General features: G+C 44.2%; 15 protein-coding genes and 1 pseudogene. 1 reads left to right on the forward strand and 15 read right to left on the reverse strand.

Annotated features, from left to right (window positions below; translation table 11 throughout):
* Positions 1-50: 50 nt before the first annotated feature.
* Positions 51-1,157: a radical SAM protein gene (locus tag JQM81_RS05295; RefSeq protein ID WP_235232496.1), complete on the forward strand. Its 1,107-nt coding sequence runs from the start codon at positions 51-53 to the stop codon at positions 1,155-1,157.
* On the opposite strand, the gene JQM81_RS05300 is transcribed toward JQM81_RS05295, so the two are convergent.
* From JQM81_RS05300 to JQM81_RS05375, 15 genes and pseudogenes are all read right to left on the reverse strand, one after another.
* On the reverse strand, positions 1,121-2,278 hold the full coding sequence (locus JQM81_RS05300; protein WP_235232497.1) for a radical SAM protein: 1,158 nt from the start codon (positions 2,276-2,278) through the stop codon (positions 1,121-1,123). The two genes, JQM81_RS05295 and JQM81_RS05300, sit on opposite strands and share 37 nt — an antisense overlap.
* 2 nt (positions 2,279-2,280) lie before the next feature.
* Positions 2,281-3,123, reverse strand: a complete 843-nt coding sequence (locus JQM81_RS05305) for a hypothetical protein (RefSeq protein WP_235232498.1) — start codon at positions 3,121-3,123, stop codon at positions 2,281-2,283.
* A gap of 62 nt (positions 3,124-3,185) precedes the next feature.
* Positions 3,186-3,644: a hypothetical protein gene (locus tag JQM81_RS05310; RefSeq protein WP_235232499.1), complete on the reverse strand. Its 459-nt coding sequence runs from the start codon at positions 3,642-3,644 to the stop codon at positions 3,186-3,188.
* Between the two features lie 124 nt (positions 3,645-3,768).
* On the reverse strand, positions 3,769-5,031 hold the full coding sequence (locus tag JQM81_RS05315) for a nucleotidyltransferase family protein (protein ID WP_235232500.1): 1,263 nt from the start codon (positions 5,029-5,031) through the stop codon (positions 3,769-3,771).
* On the reverse strand, positions 4,998-5,873 hold the full coding sequence (locus JQM81_RS05320) for a hypothetical protein (protein WP_235232501.1): 876 nt from the start codon (positions 5,871-5,873) through the stop codon (positions 4,998-5,000). Before JQM81_RS05320 ends, JQM81_RS05315 begins: the two co-directional genes overlap by 34 nt.
* 2 nt (positions 5,874-5,875) lie before the next feature.
* On the reverse strand, positions 5,876-7,333 hold the full coding sequence (locus tag JQM81_RS05325) for a polysaccharide biosynthesis tyrosine autokinase (RefSeq protein WP_235232502.1): 1,458 nt from the start codon (positions 7,331-7,333) through the stop codon (positions 5,876-5,878).
* Positions 7,334-7,340: 7 nt separating this feature from the next.
* A complete protein-coding gene (locus JQM81_RS05330; RefSeq protein ID WP_328282596.1) occupies positions 7,341-8,765 on the reverse strand; it encodes a polysaccharide biosynthesis tyrosine autokinase in 1,425 nt (474 codons plus the stop codon).
* Positions 8,766-8,777: 12 nt separating this feature from the next.
* The gene (locus JQM81_RS05340; protein WP_235232503.1) at positions 8,778-9,626 is read right to left on the reverse strand and encodes a hypothetical protein; all 849 of its coding nucleotides are present in this window, start codon (positions 9,624-9,626) and stop codon (positions 8,778-8,780) included.
* Positions 9,626-9,913 carry a PqqD family protein gene (locus JQM81_RS05345; protein WP_235232504.1) on the reverse strand — a complete coding sequence of 96 codons (288 nt, stop codon included), beginning with the start codon at positions 9,911-9,913 and terminating at the stop codon, positions 9,626-9,628. Before JQM81_RS05345 ends, JQM81_RS05340 begins: the two co-directional genes overlap by 1 nt.
* Positions 9,910-11,055: a radical SAM protein gene (locus tag JQM81_RS05350; RefSeq protein WP_235232505.1), complete on the reverse strand. Its 1,146-nt coding sequence runs from the start codon at positions 11,053-11,055 to the stop codon at positions 9,910-9,912. The genes JQM81_RS05345 and JQM81_RS05350 overlap by 4 nt, the downstream gene beginning before the upstream one ends.
* A gap of 90 nt (positions 11,056-11,145) precedes the next feature.
* The gene (locus JQM81_RS05355) at positions 11,146-11,457 is read right to left on the reverse strand and encodes a hypothetical protein (RefSeq protein ID WP_235232506.1); all 312 of its coding nucleotides are present in this window, start codon (positions 11,455-11,457) and stop codon (positions 11,146-11,148) included.
* A gap of 194 nt (positions 11,458-11,651) precedes the next feature.
* Complete coding sequence (locus JQM81_RS05360) at positions 11,652-12,221, reverse strand: hypothetical protein (RefSeq protein ID WP_235232507.1); 570 nt, start codon at positions 12,219-12,221, stop codon at positions 11,652-11,654.
* Positions 12,131-12,547, reverse strand: a complete 417-nt coding sequence (locus tag JQM81_RS05365) for a hypothetical protein (protein ID WP_235232508.1) — start codon at positions 12,545-12,547, stop codon at positions 12,131-12,133. The genes JQM81_RS05360 and JQM81_RS05365 overlap by 91 nt, the downstream gene beginning before the upstream one ends.
* Positions 12,548-12,789: 242 nt before the next feature.
* On the reverse strand, positions 12,790-13,677 hold the full coding sequence (locus JQM81_RS05370; RefSeq protein WP_235232509.1) for a metallophosphoesterase: 888 nt from the start codon (positions 13,675-13,677) through the stop codon (positions 12,790-12,792).
* Position 13,678: 1 nt separating this feature from the next.
* A pseudogene (locus tag JQM81_RS05375) lies at positions 13,679-14,039 on the reverse strand (transposase); the annotation flags it as partial.

Genomic DNA, 14,039 nt, shown 5'->3' on the forward strand with positions numbered 1-14,039 from the left:
CAGAGCCGAAGCCATGCTTCGGCTCTCATTCTATCAGAAAGGAAATAACAATGGACTTTACAGAAGATACTTCCACGCCGGAGAAGGCTATGGTGGAACAGGCCAGGCAATTGAAAATCCCTATTACCGGAGTAATGGAACTTCTTCCCCTCTGCAATATGGACTGTGAAATGTGCTATATTCATCTGACTAAAAGTGAGATGGAAAGTCAGGGTCGTCTGCGAACAGTCGAGGAATGGCTGAGTCTTGGTCAGCAAATGGTTAAATCCGGAACGTTATTCTTGCTGCTCACCGGTGGGGAGCCTCTGCTTTTCCCTGGATTTCAGGAACTATACCTTGGGCTGAAGCAGATGGGCATGATACTCACCCTGAATACCAATGGAACCTTAATCGACGAAGAATGGGCAAGTTTTTTCGGAAAATACAAACCAAGGCGCATCAACATTACACTTTATGGAGCGGATGAGGAAGACTATAGGCGACTGTGCCATTATTCCGATGGCTTCTCCAAAACCGTTCGGGCCATCCGGTTATTGCAGGAGCGTCAGGTAGATGTAAAGGTTAGCATCAGTGTCACGAAAGAAAATCTTAACCATCTGGAGAAAATGTTTGACATCGGCACAGAATTAGGTGTGCCCGTCCATATAGACCCTTATATGATGCCTGGCACTCGAGAGCGGAATCGTCCTTTCTCGCAGCAGTCGAGGATACTTCCAGAAGAAGCAGCACAGGCATCCCTGCAAACCTTAAAGCTGCAATTTCCCGAAGATATCTTTCGACAATATATTTTTCAAAGCATCGAAAGGGTTGACGACCCGGATTTCCCCAGAGGGGACAGACACCTCTCCTGCCTTGCAGGAAATTGTTCTTTTCTGATCAACTGGCAGGGAGAAATGCGACCTTGTGTTATGATGCCAGAACCGTCCATTCCTGTGTTTGATACGGGGTTTGCATCTGCATGGGCCACACTTTCCACCCAAATACAGAATATCTGTATTAACGAAAAATGCACCAGATGCCGATTCCAGCCTTTATGTAAAATTTGTGCCGCTGCTTCGCTCTTGGAAACCGGAACTTATAACGGTGTGCCGGATTATTTGTGCCGTTATGCAAAGGAAAGCTATCGACTCCTTTTGAAAGAACGGGACAGGATTTGAGATTCTTTCTTCTCCAAGATCTCTTTTACATATTTAACATACCATTCCATCACTTCGCACACGTATTGGGGAGATTTTTCAAAGTCCAGTTCTTCTGCATAACTTGCTGCAGCGCAACGAACGCAGATTGTTTCGTACTGACATTCTGTACATTTTGCGGGATGCTTGTAGGATTTTGTCCATTTTTTCAGGTTTTCCCAACATGCAGGAAAACCTTGTTCCAGTACATTATTTCCGCCTATGCCTATCATTCCGCATGATAACATCTCTCCTTTCCAGTTAAACCAGAAGGTACTTGTCCCGGCACGACATGTAAAAGAAGAGTTCTGTATGGGTTTTTCAATTTTGATTTTCCCCTCGCTTAGCGCTTTGACAACTTTACATTTTTCTAAAAACTCTTTTTCTCCCAAATCGTGAATTTCTGCAAGAATCCGTACTTTTGCCGTCTCTTTGGCTGTCAGCCAGAATTCTGGCGTTTTTTTGCATGCGTTCATTTTTCTTGCCGGAGGGAACATATAATAAGCAGTCTCGACGTATATATCATTTTCTTCTGCCAGATGGTAGATCTGTTCCATATCATTTACATTTAATCTAGTTACACTGTAATTCCACTTTACAGCAATTCCTCGTTCCTTTAACAGATGTACGCCTTGCATCATTTGACTAAAACCTTGTGGATTGTTGCATAATGCACCATATCGTTCATCTGACGCGCCATAAATAGAGATATTCACACGTCGCGGAGGATCTTCAGCCAAAAAATCTGCCATTTCTTCGTCTATGAGTGTTCCATTTGTGTTAATACAGATAATAAGCCCGAGTTTTTTCAGTTCACGATAAAGAGTTTTAAATCCTGGATACAATAAAGGTTCGCCACCAGTTAAAAGCAGAAATAAAAGGCCCTGCTCTTGTGCTTCCCGAATGATGCGCAGCCATTCTTCCACGGATAATAAGCGGCCTTCTCTTCTCATTTGCTCCGGTGACATGCGGACATAACACATGCGGCAATCCATATTACAAGTAGGAATTAATTCTACAGTAGCCCCAATAGGAATGCGAAGCCCATCCGCTTTTGCACAAATATGTTTTTCAAAAGGCATTGTCATCTCTAATACATCCATATTTACGTAATCTCCTTAAACAGACAATCAACAGCATCCAGAGTTGGTGTACACTTCAAAAAATATATGGGTATTTCTTTGCATAAATTTTCAACTAAACTCAAGGCTTTTTCCGTTGCTTTTTCATTCCAGTAATTCACGCTAATCTCACTTAATATTTTTCGAAATGCCTGAAAGCCATACAAACGCTGTACAGTATCCGTTGGATCCTGACTCAGATATATAATTGCACGGATTGGATAATTCTTATTTTCGGAAATCTTTGAACTACCACATATGGGGAATCCACATGCAGTCCATCGTCCGTCGCGTTTCTGTAAAACAGAACGATCCCCATTCACAACATGTGCATTTTTATATTTAACCCATAAATCGGCCTGTGTTGATTTCCCAATACCGGATGGCCCTGTAAATAAAATTGCCTTCTCCTCATATTCTATATATGCAGAATGTATGATTAGCGCACTACTTTCCAATAGTACCTTTTCTAACATCATGGCTACAAAATACATATATGCTTCTTGTTTCAAAACAGGATTGATAAATATATAATATCCATCTTTCTTCTCTTCACAGTAGATACTCACTTCTTCACCCAGAAGATAATGAACACGAATCTCCCCTTCACTTCCCTGGTATATATGTTGATTTTTGCCATGGTATAAACAGACCAGCCGTGATACATCCGGCTCTGAATCGTAACATTGGATATAATAATGCGTAACGGGAAATGAATTTTTCTCATACGATGTTTGCAAAAAATGCATATGCCATTCACACCATGGGATTTCAAAATCTGCCTGAATAGCAAAAATATGATTTGCAAATTCAAAATAATAAACCATTGCCACTCCTGTTAATAAAAAAAAGAGTGAATGAAAAATCCACTCTTTTGTAATACATCTTTTTATGATAACGCCTTTCCCTCTTCAAAACCATTCAAATAATCAAGAGCGTAACCGGCGTGAACTCTTGAACCATGTCCACTGCTGCTATATCCACCTAAATCAACAGTACCACTATATAGCGGTCGACCATTATCTATTTCTGCATTTGCTGCATTTTTTTGTGTACTAGTCCACCCCAAAGAAGTAGTGTTGTTTGTAACATTCCCACCTTCTGCCACACCGTCTCCCCATTGGAACAATTGGCTAAAGAACTTTTCGGCTTCAGATGTAGATGTAAATGCTGCTCGCTGATATGCACAACCTATAGCAGAGGTAAATACAGTAACATAACTGGTTTTTGCACAATAGATCTTTACTGTATCTGTGCCACTTACAATGTTTAAATCACATCCCGCAATAAACTGATTTGGGACAAACTCCTCACAATGCATTAATGGCTTCCCATATCTTTTCTTCATATTTTTACCCACTCCCTCATTATTACTTACAAATAAATAATATTCGTATTCATACAGATATATTCCATTTTTACCCAAATATTCTGTAAAAATATCATTTGATGGAGTGTTAACTGGTTTCCGTTTAATCTATAATATCATACTCCCGCAGCAGTTCCACCCGGCTCATTCCGATTTCCATTCCACTTGGTTCTTCTTTGTCATCCTTCCTCTTATTGCCCAGATATCCCGCGATCCTCATGCCCCATGCCACCGGCAGAAGCCACGGATATTTGTCCAGCCACGGGTATCCTCTCTTCATATAATCTTTTCCAGGGAAAAGGGACGCTTTCACAGAAGCCATCGTATCTTTCTTCCCACTTTCTGCCGCTGCCAGTGTGATGTTGGAACTGTGTTTGCGCTCCATAGTGCTGTCTCCGAAGATGCCACTGTCAAGGAGATCAAGAAGTAAATGATCGCAGTTGACGTGTTCTTCCTGCAGGAACGCCGGATAGTGTGCTTTCTCACAGGAGAATCCGAGATACTCTCGTCCTATTTCCGCCAGACCATTCCAGAATACTTCCATGCGAAGTGCCTGCAGTCTCGTATATATATAATCCCAGTCGATCTGCTCTCCGTAATGTTCTGCCATCATGACCATATCGCAGACCTGGCGGATGCCAAATCCTCCGTGCAGGAAGTGCTTCAGGCTATGGCAGATCAAATAGAACAGATGCAGGGTCGGATGCAAGGTCCAGATCGTTTTGCCCTGGATTTCTTCTGCTATACATGTGGCATATGCATCTGCAAATTCCCTGTTAAGGTGTCCATAAGCGCCCGACTCTTCTGCAAACAGGTCAAAATGCATCTCGATATACACGCCATTTTGCGGATTGATATAAGGAATTTCCTGAGGCAGATGCGCTGTGTCAAGCTCTTCTCTCTGAAATCCTCCGGCTGCCAGGATTGCATCACAGACAGGGAAATCTTCTTTCCGCACGAGAATGTCTTCATCGCCGGACACGCGGTAATCAGACTTCTCATAGAGATTGCGGCAGATGATCCCCTTCACTACCAGAGGCCGTACTCCCTGGGCACACATTTTTTCATATATACGCAAGAAACCATCGGCCCGCTGCATCTGCATCATGACTTCCCGCATAGTGTAATTCTTGAATACTCCTGCCAGACCCATATATTCTGGCTTTCGAAGCAGTTCTTCCTCCCGGATCTGCTCATAGACGGCAGCAGTCATCTTATGGATCCCTGCCATCTGATATAATTCCTCTATCTGTACAAATGCTTCCGGAAAATGATAAGTCTTTCCGTGCATGAAGCTCTCCAGAATCTTTAAGAATTCTTCCTGCAATGATGTTAATTCAATTTTTCCAATTCTTTCTCCAGACATCTGACTGCCTCCTCCGAGATGTCACAGCCCAGTTCAAATACCGGGACTTCTCCAATCATTTCTTCGATCAGGTCCATCGCTTTCATCTGAAATTCTGCGTTCCACATATTAATGGTTATCTGAGCCATGAGCTTCTGTACCGCTTCAAATCCTTTTATCCTTACGATCTCATTTGTCTTCGACTGATGGAGCATCACGATTGCCTCAATCGGACAGGATTCGTTATAGCAGATCTCAGAGCTTCCGCAGACCGGCCATCCATAGGCATACCAGCCGTCTTTCTCACAGATAAGGAGAGACCGGTCACCATTGACCGTTCTGGTACCGCGATATCTCTCCCACAAATCTGCCTGCGTTGATTTTCCTGTCTCGGAAGGGGCCGAGAACAAAATCGCTTTCCCGTCTCTGAGCATATACGCAGAATGTAAGATCAGGGAATCCTGCTGAATCATCAGTTTCTCCAGTGCGAGCAGTGACACAAATATCGTATCATAGATAAGCATTGGCCGGATCTCTTCATCTACCCACACCCGGATTGGCTTCCCCGCTTCTTCAAGGACAATCCCATAGGGACGGTCAGCCCCATGAAAATTCAAGATCCGGCATTCTATCTCTGGCACGGTCAGCACCCGCAGATTCTCTCTTCGAATCTCCCTTGCCTGCGGGCAGGCTTTTCTGAATGCCTGCTCGATTTCATTCAATGCTCTGGTATATACAATCTCATAAATACGATCTACTTCATCACTTTCACATAGGAATTTTTGCATATTTTCAGGAATTGGCATTCCTTCCGGCATATGCACCTCTATATTTACATGACCAAACTGATACTTCTTCTTCACGATTATTTCTCCTGTTGTTCGCCCACTTCTACATATTCCGCATTTTCTTCGCCTTCTTTTACACGTTCTCCATAGACCCCATAATGACTATAACGACCATAACGATAGCCGCCATAGCTACTTAGTGTCCGCTCTGCACCGTTTAATACTGCTCCGATAATCGGCAATTTCGAGAACGTCAACATATCCATTCCTTCTGCGATTCTTTCGATTCGCGCATAGTCCTGTTTTACCACATAGAGCGCACAGTCTGCACATCTTGCAACTGCAGAAGCATCAGATAACATGGCAGCCGGAGGCGTATCAAGCACTACATAGTCATAACGCTCCTCCAGCCCATCAACCACTTCTCCCAATACTTTTGTACTTAGAAGCTTCACGGGATCCGATTGCGGCTCCCCTGCGAAGATCACATCAAGTCCCCATTCTTCCAGCGACTGCATGGCTTCTTCTGCCGCACATCTGCCCTTTAGAATATCCGACATCCCAATCTTGGTCCGCTCCTCCATTCCCAGTACTTTTCCAATGGAAGGATTGCGAAGATCCATGTCTACAAGTGCCACCTGCTTTCCCCTTTCTGCCAGAGACAGAGCAAGGTTTGCCGCAATCGTTGATTTCCCTTCTCCCGGAACAGAACTGGTTACCATAATTACCTGTCCGCCAACGCGATTCATTTCCCGCATCACTCTTGTACGGATGGTACGCATCGCTTCCAGAAAAGCATAACCTACTTTATCATTGTAGATATGAATATGTCTGTCGAATTCTTTTCTCCTTTTTTTAAAAATAATCTGCGGTATGATCGCAATACATGTTACACTTAGATATTTTTTAAAATCTTCTTCTCTCTGGATCGTATGATTGGTCATCGTATAGAAAAAGGCAAATACCAGCCAGAGAAACGCCCCGACTGCAGCACCCTCCAGAAGACTCATGCGCTTGTCCAGATAGTTCCATGGTCTCGCAGCGATTCCGGAATCATCCAGCACCTCTATCTGAATCTTTCCCAGCACATATACACTGGCCTGCGGACATTTCTTCAGAATCGACTGCAGAATCCCATATGCCATACCCGCATCATCGGAAGTTACCTTGAGTACGAAGAAATTCGCAGACTCCTTACTCTCCAGCTCGATTGTTGCAGGAAATGTGCTTAACTCCATGTCTTCCATGACCATATTTTTCATTACATCGGACTGCAGAATATATGGAAGGCTTTCTTTTACCTGCTCACTTCCGCTGGCACCGCTGCCGACAACAGAGCTTCCTTCTGTATTTACCGAAAATGTTGCCTGGCTCTGATATTCCGGCTGATAATGAAGTCTGACATAGAGATAGAACCCTGCTGACACTGCCAGAATGCATATCAGCAAAGAGATCCAGAACTTCTTTACCGTCTTCAGGAAATCTTCCAGAAAAGAAGTAATATCTATTAAATTCAGTTCTTCCTTCTTATCCATAGCTTATTTATGCATTCTCCTTTGGTTCTTTCTTCTTATTATAATATTCATACCCATAGCCATATTTCTGCTGATAACTGTCTGATCTCGGAAACACATTGCCAAGAAGCCCTGTCTCCACATCATTCAGTATACACCCCAGAAGCTGGCATCCGTTTTTCTTGAAAATATCAATTGCATCATTAATATCTTTTACTTTTGAAGTATTCTGCCGCACTACCAGAAGCCCTGCCGCCGCATGCTGCATGATCTCTTCTGCATCTGCCGCCAGATAAAGCGGCGGTGTATCAATAATAACGTAATCCACTTCTTCTGCAAACCGGTCAAATGCTTTTGCTGCGCTCTGGCTTACAAGGAGCTTCATTGCATTTTTGTAACTGCGGCTTCCTGCCAGAAGTCGCACACCGGTGTGTTCTATCTCCCTCACTGCCTCAGAGAGCTCCGCTTTCCCTGCCAGAACACTTCCCACCTGAGCCTCACCTTTAGTATATCTCTGCCCAAACAATTTAAACTGCGCCGGTTTACGAAGATCTGCATCCACCAGAAGTACTTTCTTCCCCTGTTTGGCAAGAGACAGCGCCAGATTGGCTGACACTGTGGATTTTCCTTCATTTTCCTGAACACTGGTAACAAGGACTACCTTCTTACCCTTACGTCCGACCTTATAATCCAGCTTCATACAGAGCTTCTGGAAAGTCTCAATATAGCCGAAGCTGGTAACCGGATTACTCACGAGAAGTCCTGTCTTCTCTTTTCGCAGCCCGAGATGCAGGCCTTTATTCAGATCTTCATGATAAATCGTCGCAAATAACCGTGTATCCAGTTTCTTCTCTACTTCTTCTTCATTCTTAATATCATCACGGAAATAATAGAACAATGCAAGTAAAAAAACGATTCCTGCTGCCGTTACAAGAAACACTTTGGCCAGCAAATGCTTTGCATCATACGCTTCCATAGCCTCCATAGGTACTTTCGGCTCCTCCAGTACCTGAAGCACCATATTGCTCAGAAGCTTCTCTGTTACTTCCCCATAATGATCCAGAATCCCATTCATAACAATCATGGCATCCCGCGGAGTTGCTGCCTGTACTTTCATAGTGATCATATTCGTGTTCGGAATACTCTCACAAGAAATGCTGCCTGGAAGCGAGGATATCTCCAGTGCCTCTGCAACCTTCTTCTGCAGAAGACTACTGGTAATCACTTCCTGAAAGATCTCCGCCGTCTCCTGTGCTCCGCTGGTACCGCTGGTAGCTCCGGCACCATCTCGCTCATATACAACTATAATGGCCTTTGTCTCATACTGAGGCCGATACATCCTGCTTGCCACAATACCACAGCCAAGAGCCGCGATCACTCCAACCAGAAGAATCACCAGCCACTGCCTGAGCACGCGTCTTAATATATTTACAATATCTATCCGTTCTGTCATCTTCTTATAATCCTACTCTTCCACTACTATTATCAGATCCGTAGACGCACTGGCCTGTTCTGTATTTAATGTATATGTCGCCGTATAGATTCCCGGCATAGAAGTATCCAGATCCGAACTGATCTGCACATCTCCCACTCCATATTCCCGGCCTCCCGCAGATGCGCGCACAATATAAGCACCTAAGTCCACACCTTCTCCCACCTTAGAGTAGATGAGATACTGAGACAACTCCACACTTGCATATGCACCAGTACTATTCATCACAATCTTCACCGGAAGCCTTAGCGTTGCCACGTCACCGCAGCTGTTCGTTACTTGTACTTCATACTGCGCTGTCATAGCATCTGACGTCATAGACACCATCTCTGTATCCGTCACGACAATCTGACTGGTCAGATCTCCATCAATACAATCCGATGCATGAAGCGGTTCCAGGATCTCAGACATCTCTGCATTGACCGAATATGCCCTCAGCGGTCCATCCAGAGAAAAACGTGGCGGTGTATAATCTACATACTTCATCTTTCGCTGCGCTTTTCCTACATGGTTATCCTGATCAAAAGCGGCATAGGTAATCACCCGCTGATGATCTCCCAGCATCTTGGAAATGCTCTCTATAATAGCTGTATCCGTTACATCTCCATCTTTCTTATCGGTAGCTTTCACTCCGGCAAGCAGTTCTTCTTCCGTCACGCCTACGGATACTTCCAGCACATCTGTGTCAAAGGTAATCTCTGGTGTAGAACGGTCAAATCGACTATAAAGCACCCACTCATTGGCAATATATAAGATTCCCATCCCGACAGCCACTGCCAATAACAGAATCCGAAGACGATACTGTGTACTCTTCTTTCCCATTACCAGGTCTTATCCTCCTTCGTACACTCTACAAAACCAGCCTGAAGAAGCTGAGAGATGAATCCGATAGCGTCCTTCTTCGCCGTCTCCTCATCAATCTCATATTCGTCAAGAATCATCTGGATCATCTCCTCCAGACTCTCTGCCTTCTCCATATTTTCCCAGATGAATCTGGCCGTGTCACTCATCGTGATCAGGCCATTGAATTCCTGTGTCGTAGCCCCTGTCGGCACCAGTACACATTCCCCCGCAATCTCTCTTAATATAAATTCCTTCGCAATTCTCATTTCTTAGATCTCCTTTTCTCATTGCCTGACCCTTCATCTGCGTATTCTGCCATCAGACGAAGCTTCTCCGTCGTCATTGCACACATATAATCCGGCCGCTTCTGAACATCGCCGGTCTCCGTATATGCACATGCTCCGCACACCGTACAAAATGCACGCTTCCCACACCGGGAACACTCCGGCGGCAGGAACAGCTTAGCCCTCTCCTGCTTCACAGATTCCCATGCCTTCGCAAATCCACATTCGAATACCGGAATCTCCTGCTTATCCATAAAAACACAAGGTGTCATCATGCCCTTCCAGTTGATCCAGAAAGAACTTAACCCCGCTCTGCATGGCAATGGTTCCGGGGCACATTCTCCCGGAAAATCTTCCCCCTTATGATAACACTTGGCCATGGCTTTCGCAAGCTTACGGAACTCTTCCGCAGACAATTCATCCCGACGGATCTTCACATATCCTTCCGCCGCCTTCTCCGGTATAAGTCTGGCCTTCTCATTGAACTTACACACCCCTTTTCGGGAAGAAGGGAACATATAAGAATCCACCTCCAACGGGATATCCAGCTCATGAGCAATCTGCTGGATCCTCTCCAGATCCTCCCAGTTGTCCGGCGTCAAGCTTCCATTCAACTTCACCGGCACGTGCCTCTCCTGCAAGAGATGAATCGCACGCATCACTTGCGTAAATCCATGGGGATTCCTGCAAAGCCGCCCATAGATCACATCAGAAGAACCATAGAGCGTAATATTCACCCTCCTTGGCAGATGCTCTGCCAAAAGATCTGCATATTCCTCCGTAATCAAGGTTCCATTCGTATTCAGCGTCAGATATAGTCCCATCTCCGCCAAGCCACGATACAGCCGGGCAAATTCCGGGTATAGGAATGGCTCCCCTCCGGTCAGAAGCAGGAACAACACTCCTGCTTCCTTGGCTTCCTGCGCCAGAGCCAGCCACTCATCCGCCGTGCGAAGCCGCCCCTGAGCCCGCATCTCCTCTGGAGATAACCGTAAGAAACACATCCGGCAGTCCATGTTGCACAGAGGCAATAATTCAAAAGAACCACCCAGAGGAATACGCTTCCGGGTGGCTGAGATAACAAGACGCTCTTCTATTTTTGTCTTTTCAGATAAAACACTCATATAAAACTCATAACTCCTTAATATACGAAGAAAAAAGTCGTCCAAACTCCAAAGTCAAGACAACTTCTTTTTTCCTAATTCATTTCAATTTTAAACCGAAGCATTAGGATGCGGATCATTTGTACCCTCCACATTTGTAACATAAGAAACGAGGTGTACCCAACCATCAAGAGTCAAATCATGTCCTTCTTTTCCATCAATTAATCCTTTATAATAATGACCGCTTAATGATTTACCGAATCCATCGTTGTCATTGTCGTACATATCCCATGTTGGAGCCTTTTCCATTTTTATATAATCTTCCTCTCCTCCATTGCAGACAATCTTATAACACGCTGCCACATATTCATTTGCTACAAATTCTTCGCTCTCTATCACTGGTTTAACATATTCTTTCTTCATATAGCACTCCACTCCCTCTTTTGTTTCTCTCGCCCTCATTATTCTTTGGCATTCTTTCCAATACTCCTTCTTACATCCTAGCAAAAACAGCCATGCTTGTCAAGCTTAATAAAAGCCAGTGCGAATTGTACTAAAAAAATACAATCATATTTGTTTTTCGGAGGAGAACGCTGTCAGATTTCTGCCTTTTCATATCAGTTCCAGTACTTCTCCACCTCTTCTTTTGCCTGTTCCTTTGTAATCTCGAACTTCTTCGAGATTCTTTCTATGGCCTCTTCCATGGATACACCGAATTCCTTCAATGTTTCTACTCCCAGCTCTATCCCCTGTTCTCTTCCCTGTTTTATTCCTTGTTCTCTTCCCAGCTCTATTCCATCATTATACAATTCATCCAATGCCTTACACATATCCACCGTCTCCTTTCCCTCTATCCTTTCCACGTTTTCTTTTAACATCTTTTCGGAATGCAGGAATTCTCGCATCACCTGGTAGGTTTCTTCGTCTACATTCCGAAAGTATGATTCTCTTTTATTCATATAGTCTAGCAGTTCTTTTTTATTCCCTCTACATTTTAGCGTACCCAATATTTCTTGTAAATCACTCTGGAAGCGTTCCAGATGTTCTAGATTTCCCGCGTCTACAAGGTTAATGCGATAATTGGACACGTATTCTCTCAGCAGTTCTTGATTTTCTTCTCCGTCTCCCCATCGGAGCATTCCGGGGCTGTCATCTTCTGTTTTTCTTCCTTTTCCCGTTCTTTCCACAATTGCTGGATCTGCCCCACGTAAGACAGGCTGTCATAAAGCATGTTGCGCACGGTCATGGCGTAATGTACTTTTTCCTGATTCTCACATGCCAATAGCACCAGTAATGCTCCCTTTTTCCAACGCATTACAATGTCACGGTATCTGTGGATCTCCTGAACTTTTTGTTCTTTGTCTTCCAGCAGGATATCCGTTTCTCCTTCTGCCGACTCCAATTCCTCCGGCAATACCACCTGCTTTCCCCGGAATACGATCCCATTGTACAGATCTGAAAATCTTACCGGGTTGCTCATCCATTCTCTGACTGCTGCATTTCCTTTTCCCATGCATGTACCTCCTGATATTCATTTTCTCATCAAAATTGAATGCTTCGGCGAATTGCCTTTGACCTTCGAGACCGTCTTTGAAACGGTGATTCAGACGCAAGAATTGCCCGAGCGGGCTCGTCTGTGATTTTGATGTGATGCAAGTATAGCATGGCTTACATTTCTTTTGCAACAGAATTCTTTTTTGCCGCCTCATATGGAAAAGGCATCTGAAAACACATATTTTCAGATGCCCTTTATCGTTATCCATGAATCTTTATCGTTGCTATCTCTGGCCGGTTCCAGAATCTTGGAAGCAGCTGATGGTGGCTTCCAAGTCCGCTGGTTACGAATATATTCATATCGTCTTTCCGGTACATCCCGTGAACATATTCCGGGAACCATCCCTGATCTCCTCCGTACAGACCACCCAGAATCGGAAGTACCACCTGCCCTCCATGGATATGTCCGCTGATGACCAGATCCACATCCCAGACCGAAGATGCATTTCCGAAGCAGAAGCTCTCCGGGCGATGCGCCATCATGAGTTTTAGATGGTCGGTATTTTGATAATCTTCCAGGAAGCTTTTGACTGGCTCCGGTGTGTTCTTTGCATCGTCATTTCCATCCAGAGCAAATGCATAATCATACAGCCCGCCCAGCCGGAACTGCACTCCATTTACCTCAATATCTTCATATGATTTGTCCAACACAACTGCGCCTGCCGCCTCCAGCTGCCCAACCAGGTCCGTATGCCCGTTCTCCATATAAGAAACTTCATGATTTCCAAGAGAAAAATAGACTGGCGCAACGTCTTTTAACTGCCGGATAAGAGCACACGGCACATCTGCATCTTCAGAGTCTTCATTCAGAAAATCTCCACCCAGAAGAATAAGATCCGGCTCTTGTTCTTTTACCTTTTTTACCAGCCTCGCATTCTCTTCTCCGAACTCATGATCATGAAGATCTGATAATACTGCTACATTAATCTCTTGTCCTGGCTCCAGTTTCTCGCTTTGATATTCATAGTTCCGCACAATCAGCCAATGAGTAGAGCACCAGACCTCTCCCAGAATGAGGATAACAAGAAGAAGAACGATACTGATAGAGATTTGCCTATATCTTTTCACCGATTTACGTTCCACTTTCATATCAGCTCCAGTACTTCTCCACCTCTTCTTTTGCCTGTTCCTTTGTAATCTCGAATTTCTTCGAGATTCTTTCTATAGCCTCTTCCATAGAAATATTGAATTCCTTCATTGTCTCTATTGTTCCTCGAATCATTCCACGCTCTATTCCCTGCTCTATTCCATCATTATACAATTCATCCAATGCCTTACACATATCCACCGTTTCCTTTCCCTCTATCCTTTCTACGTTTTCTTTTAACATCTTTTCGGAATGCAGGAATTCTCGCATCACCTGGTAGGTTTCTTCGTCTACATTCCGAAAGTATGATTCTCTTTTATTCATATAGTCTAGCAGTTCTTTTTTATTCCCTCTACATTTTAGC

This window comes from Faecalicatena contorta, from assembly GCF_021531895.1.
In the GTDB taxonomy this organism is placed as follows: Bacteria; Bacillota; Clostridia; order Lachnospirales; family Lachnospiraceae; genus JAFBIX01.

Bases quoted from the DNA above. Each gene is read 5' to 3' on its own strand.
- JQM81_RS05295 (WP_235232496.1), top strand. From the start codon at position 51: ATGGACTTTACAGAAGATACTTCCACGCCGGAGAAGGCTATGGTGGAA.
- JQM81_RS05300 (WP_235232497.1), bottom strand. From the start codon at position 2,278: ATGGATGTATTAGAGATGACAATGCCTTTTGAAAAACATATTTGTGCA.
- JQM81_RS05305 (WP_235232498.1), bottom strand. From the start codon at position 3,123: ATGGTTTATTATTTTGAATTTGCAAATCATATTTTTGCTATTCAGGCA.
- JQM81_RS05310 (WP_235232499.1), bottom strand. From the start codon at position 3,644: ATGAAGAAAAGATATGGGAAGCCATTAATGCATTGTGAGGAGTTTGTC.
- JQM81_RS05315 (WP_235232500.1), bottom strand. From the start codon at position 5,031: ATGTCTGGAGAAAGAATTGGAAAAATTGAATTAACATCATTGCAGGAA.
- JQM81_RS05325 (WP_235232502.1), bottom strand. From the start codon at position 7,333: ATGGATAAGAAGGAAGAACTGAATTTAATAGATATTACTTCTTTTCTG.
- JQM81_RS05330 (WP_328282596.1), bottom strand. From the start codon at position 8,765: ATGACAGAACGGATAGATATTGTAAATATATTAAGACGCGTGCTCAGG.
- JQM81_RS05340 (WP_235232503.1), bottom strand. From the start codon at position 9,626: ATGGGAAAGAAGAGTACACAGTATCGTCTTCGGATTCTGTTATTGGCA.
- JQM81_RS05345 (WP_235232504.1), bottom strand. From the start codon at position 9,913: ATGAGAATTGCGAAGGAATTTATATTAAGAGAGATTGCGGGGGAATGT.
- JQM81_RS05350 (WP_235232505.1), bottom strand. From the start codon at position 11,055: ATGAGTGTTTTATCTGAAAAGACAAAAATAGAAGAGCGTCTTGTTATC.
- JQM81_RS05355 (WP_235232506.1), bottom strand. From the start codon at position 11,457: ATGAAGAAAGAATATGTTAAACCAGTGATAGAGAGCGAAGAATTTGTA.
- JQM81_RS05365 (WP_235232508.1), bottom strand. From the start codon at position 12,547: ATGGGAAAAGGAAATGCAGCAGTCAGAGAATGGATGAGCAACCCGGTA.
- JQM81_RS05370 (WP_235232509.1), bottom strand. From the start codon at position 13,677: ATGAAAGTGGAACGTAAATCGGTGAAAAGATATAGGCAAATCTCTATC.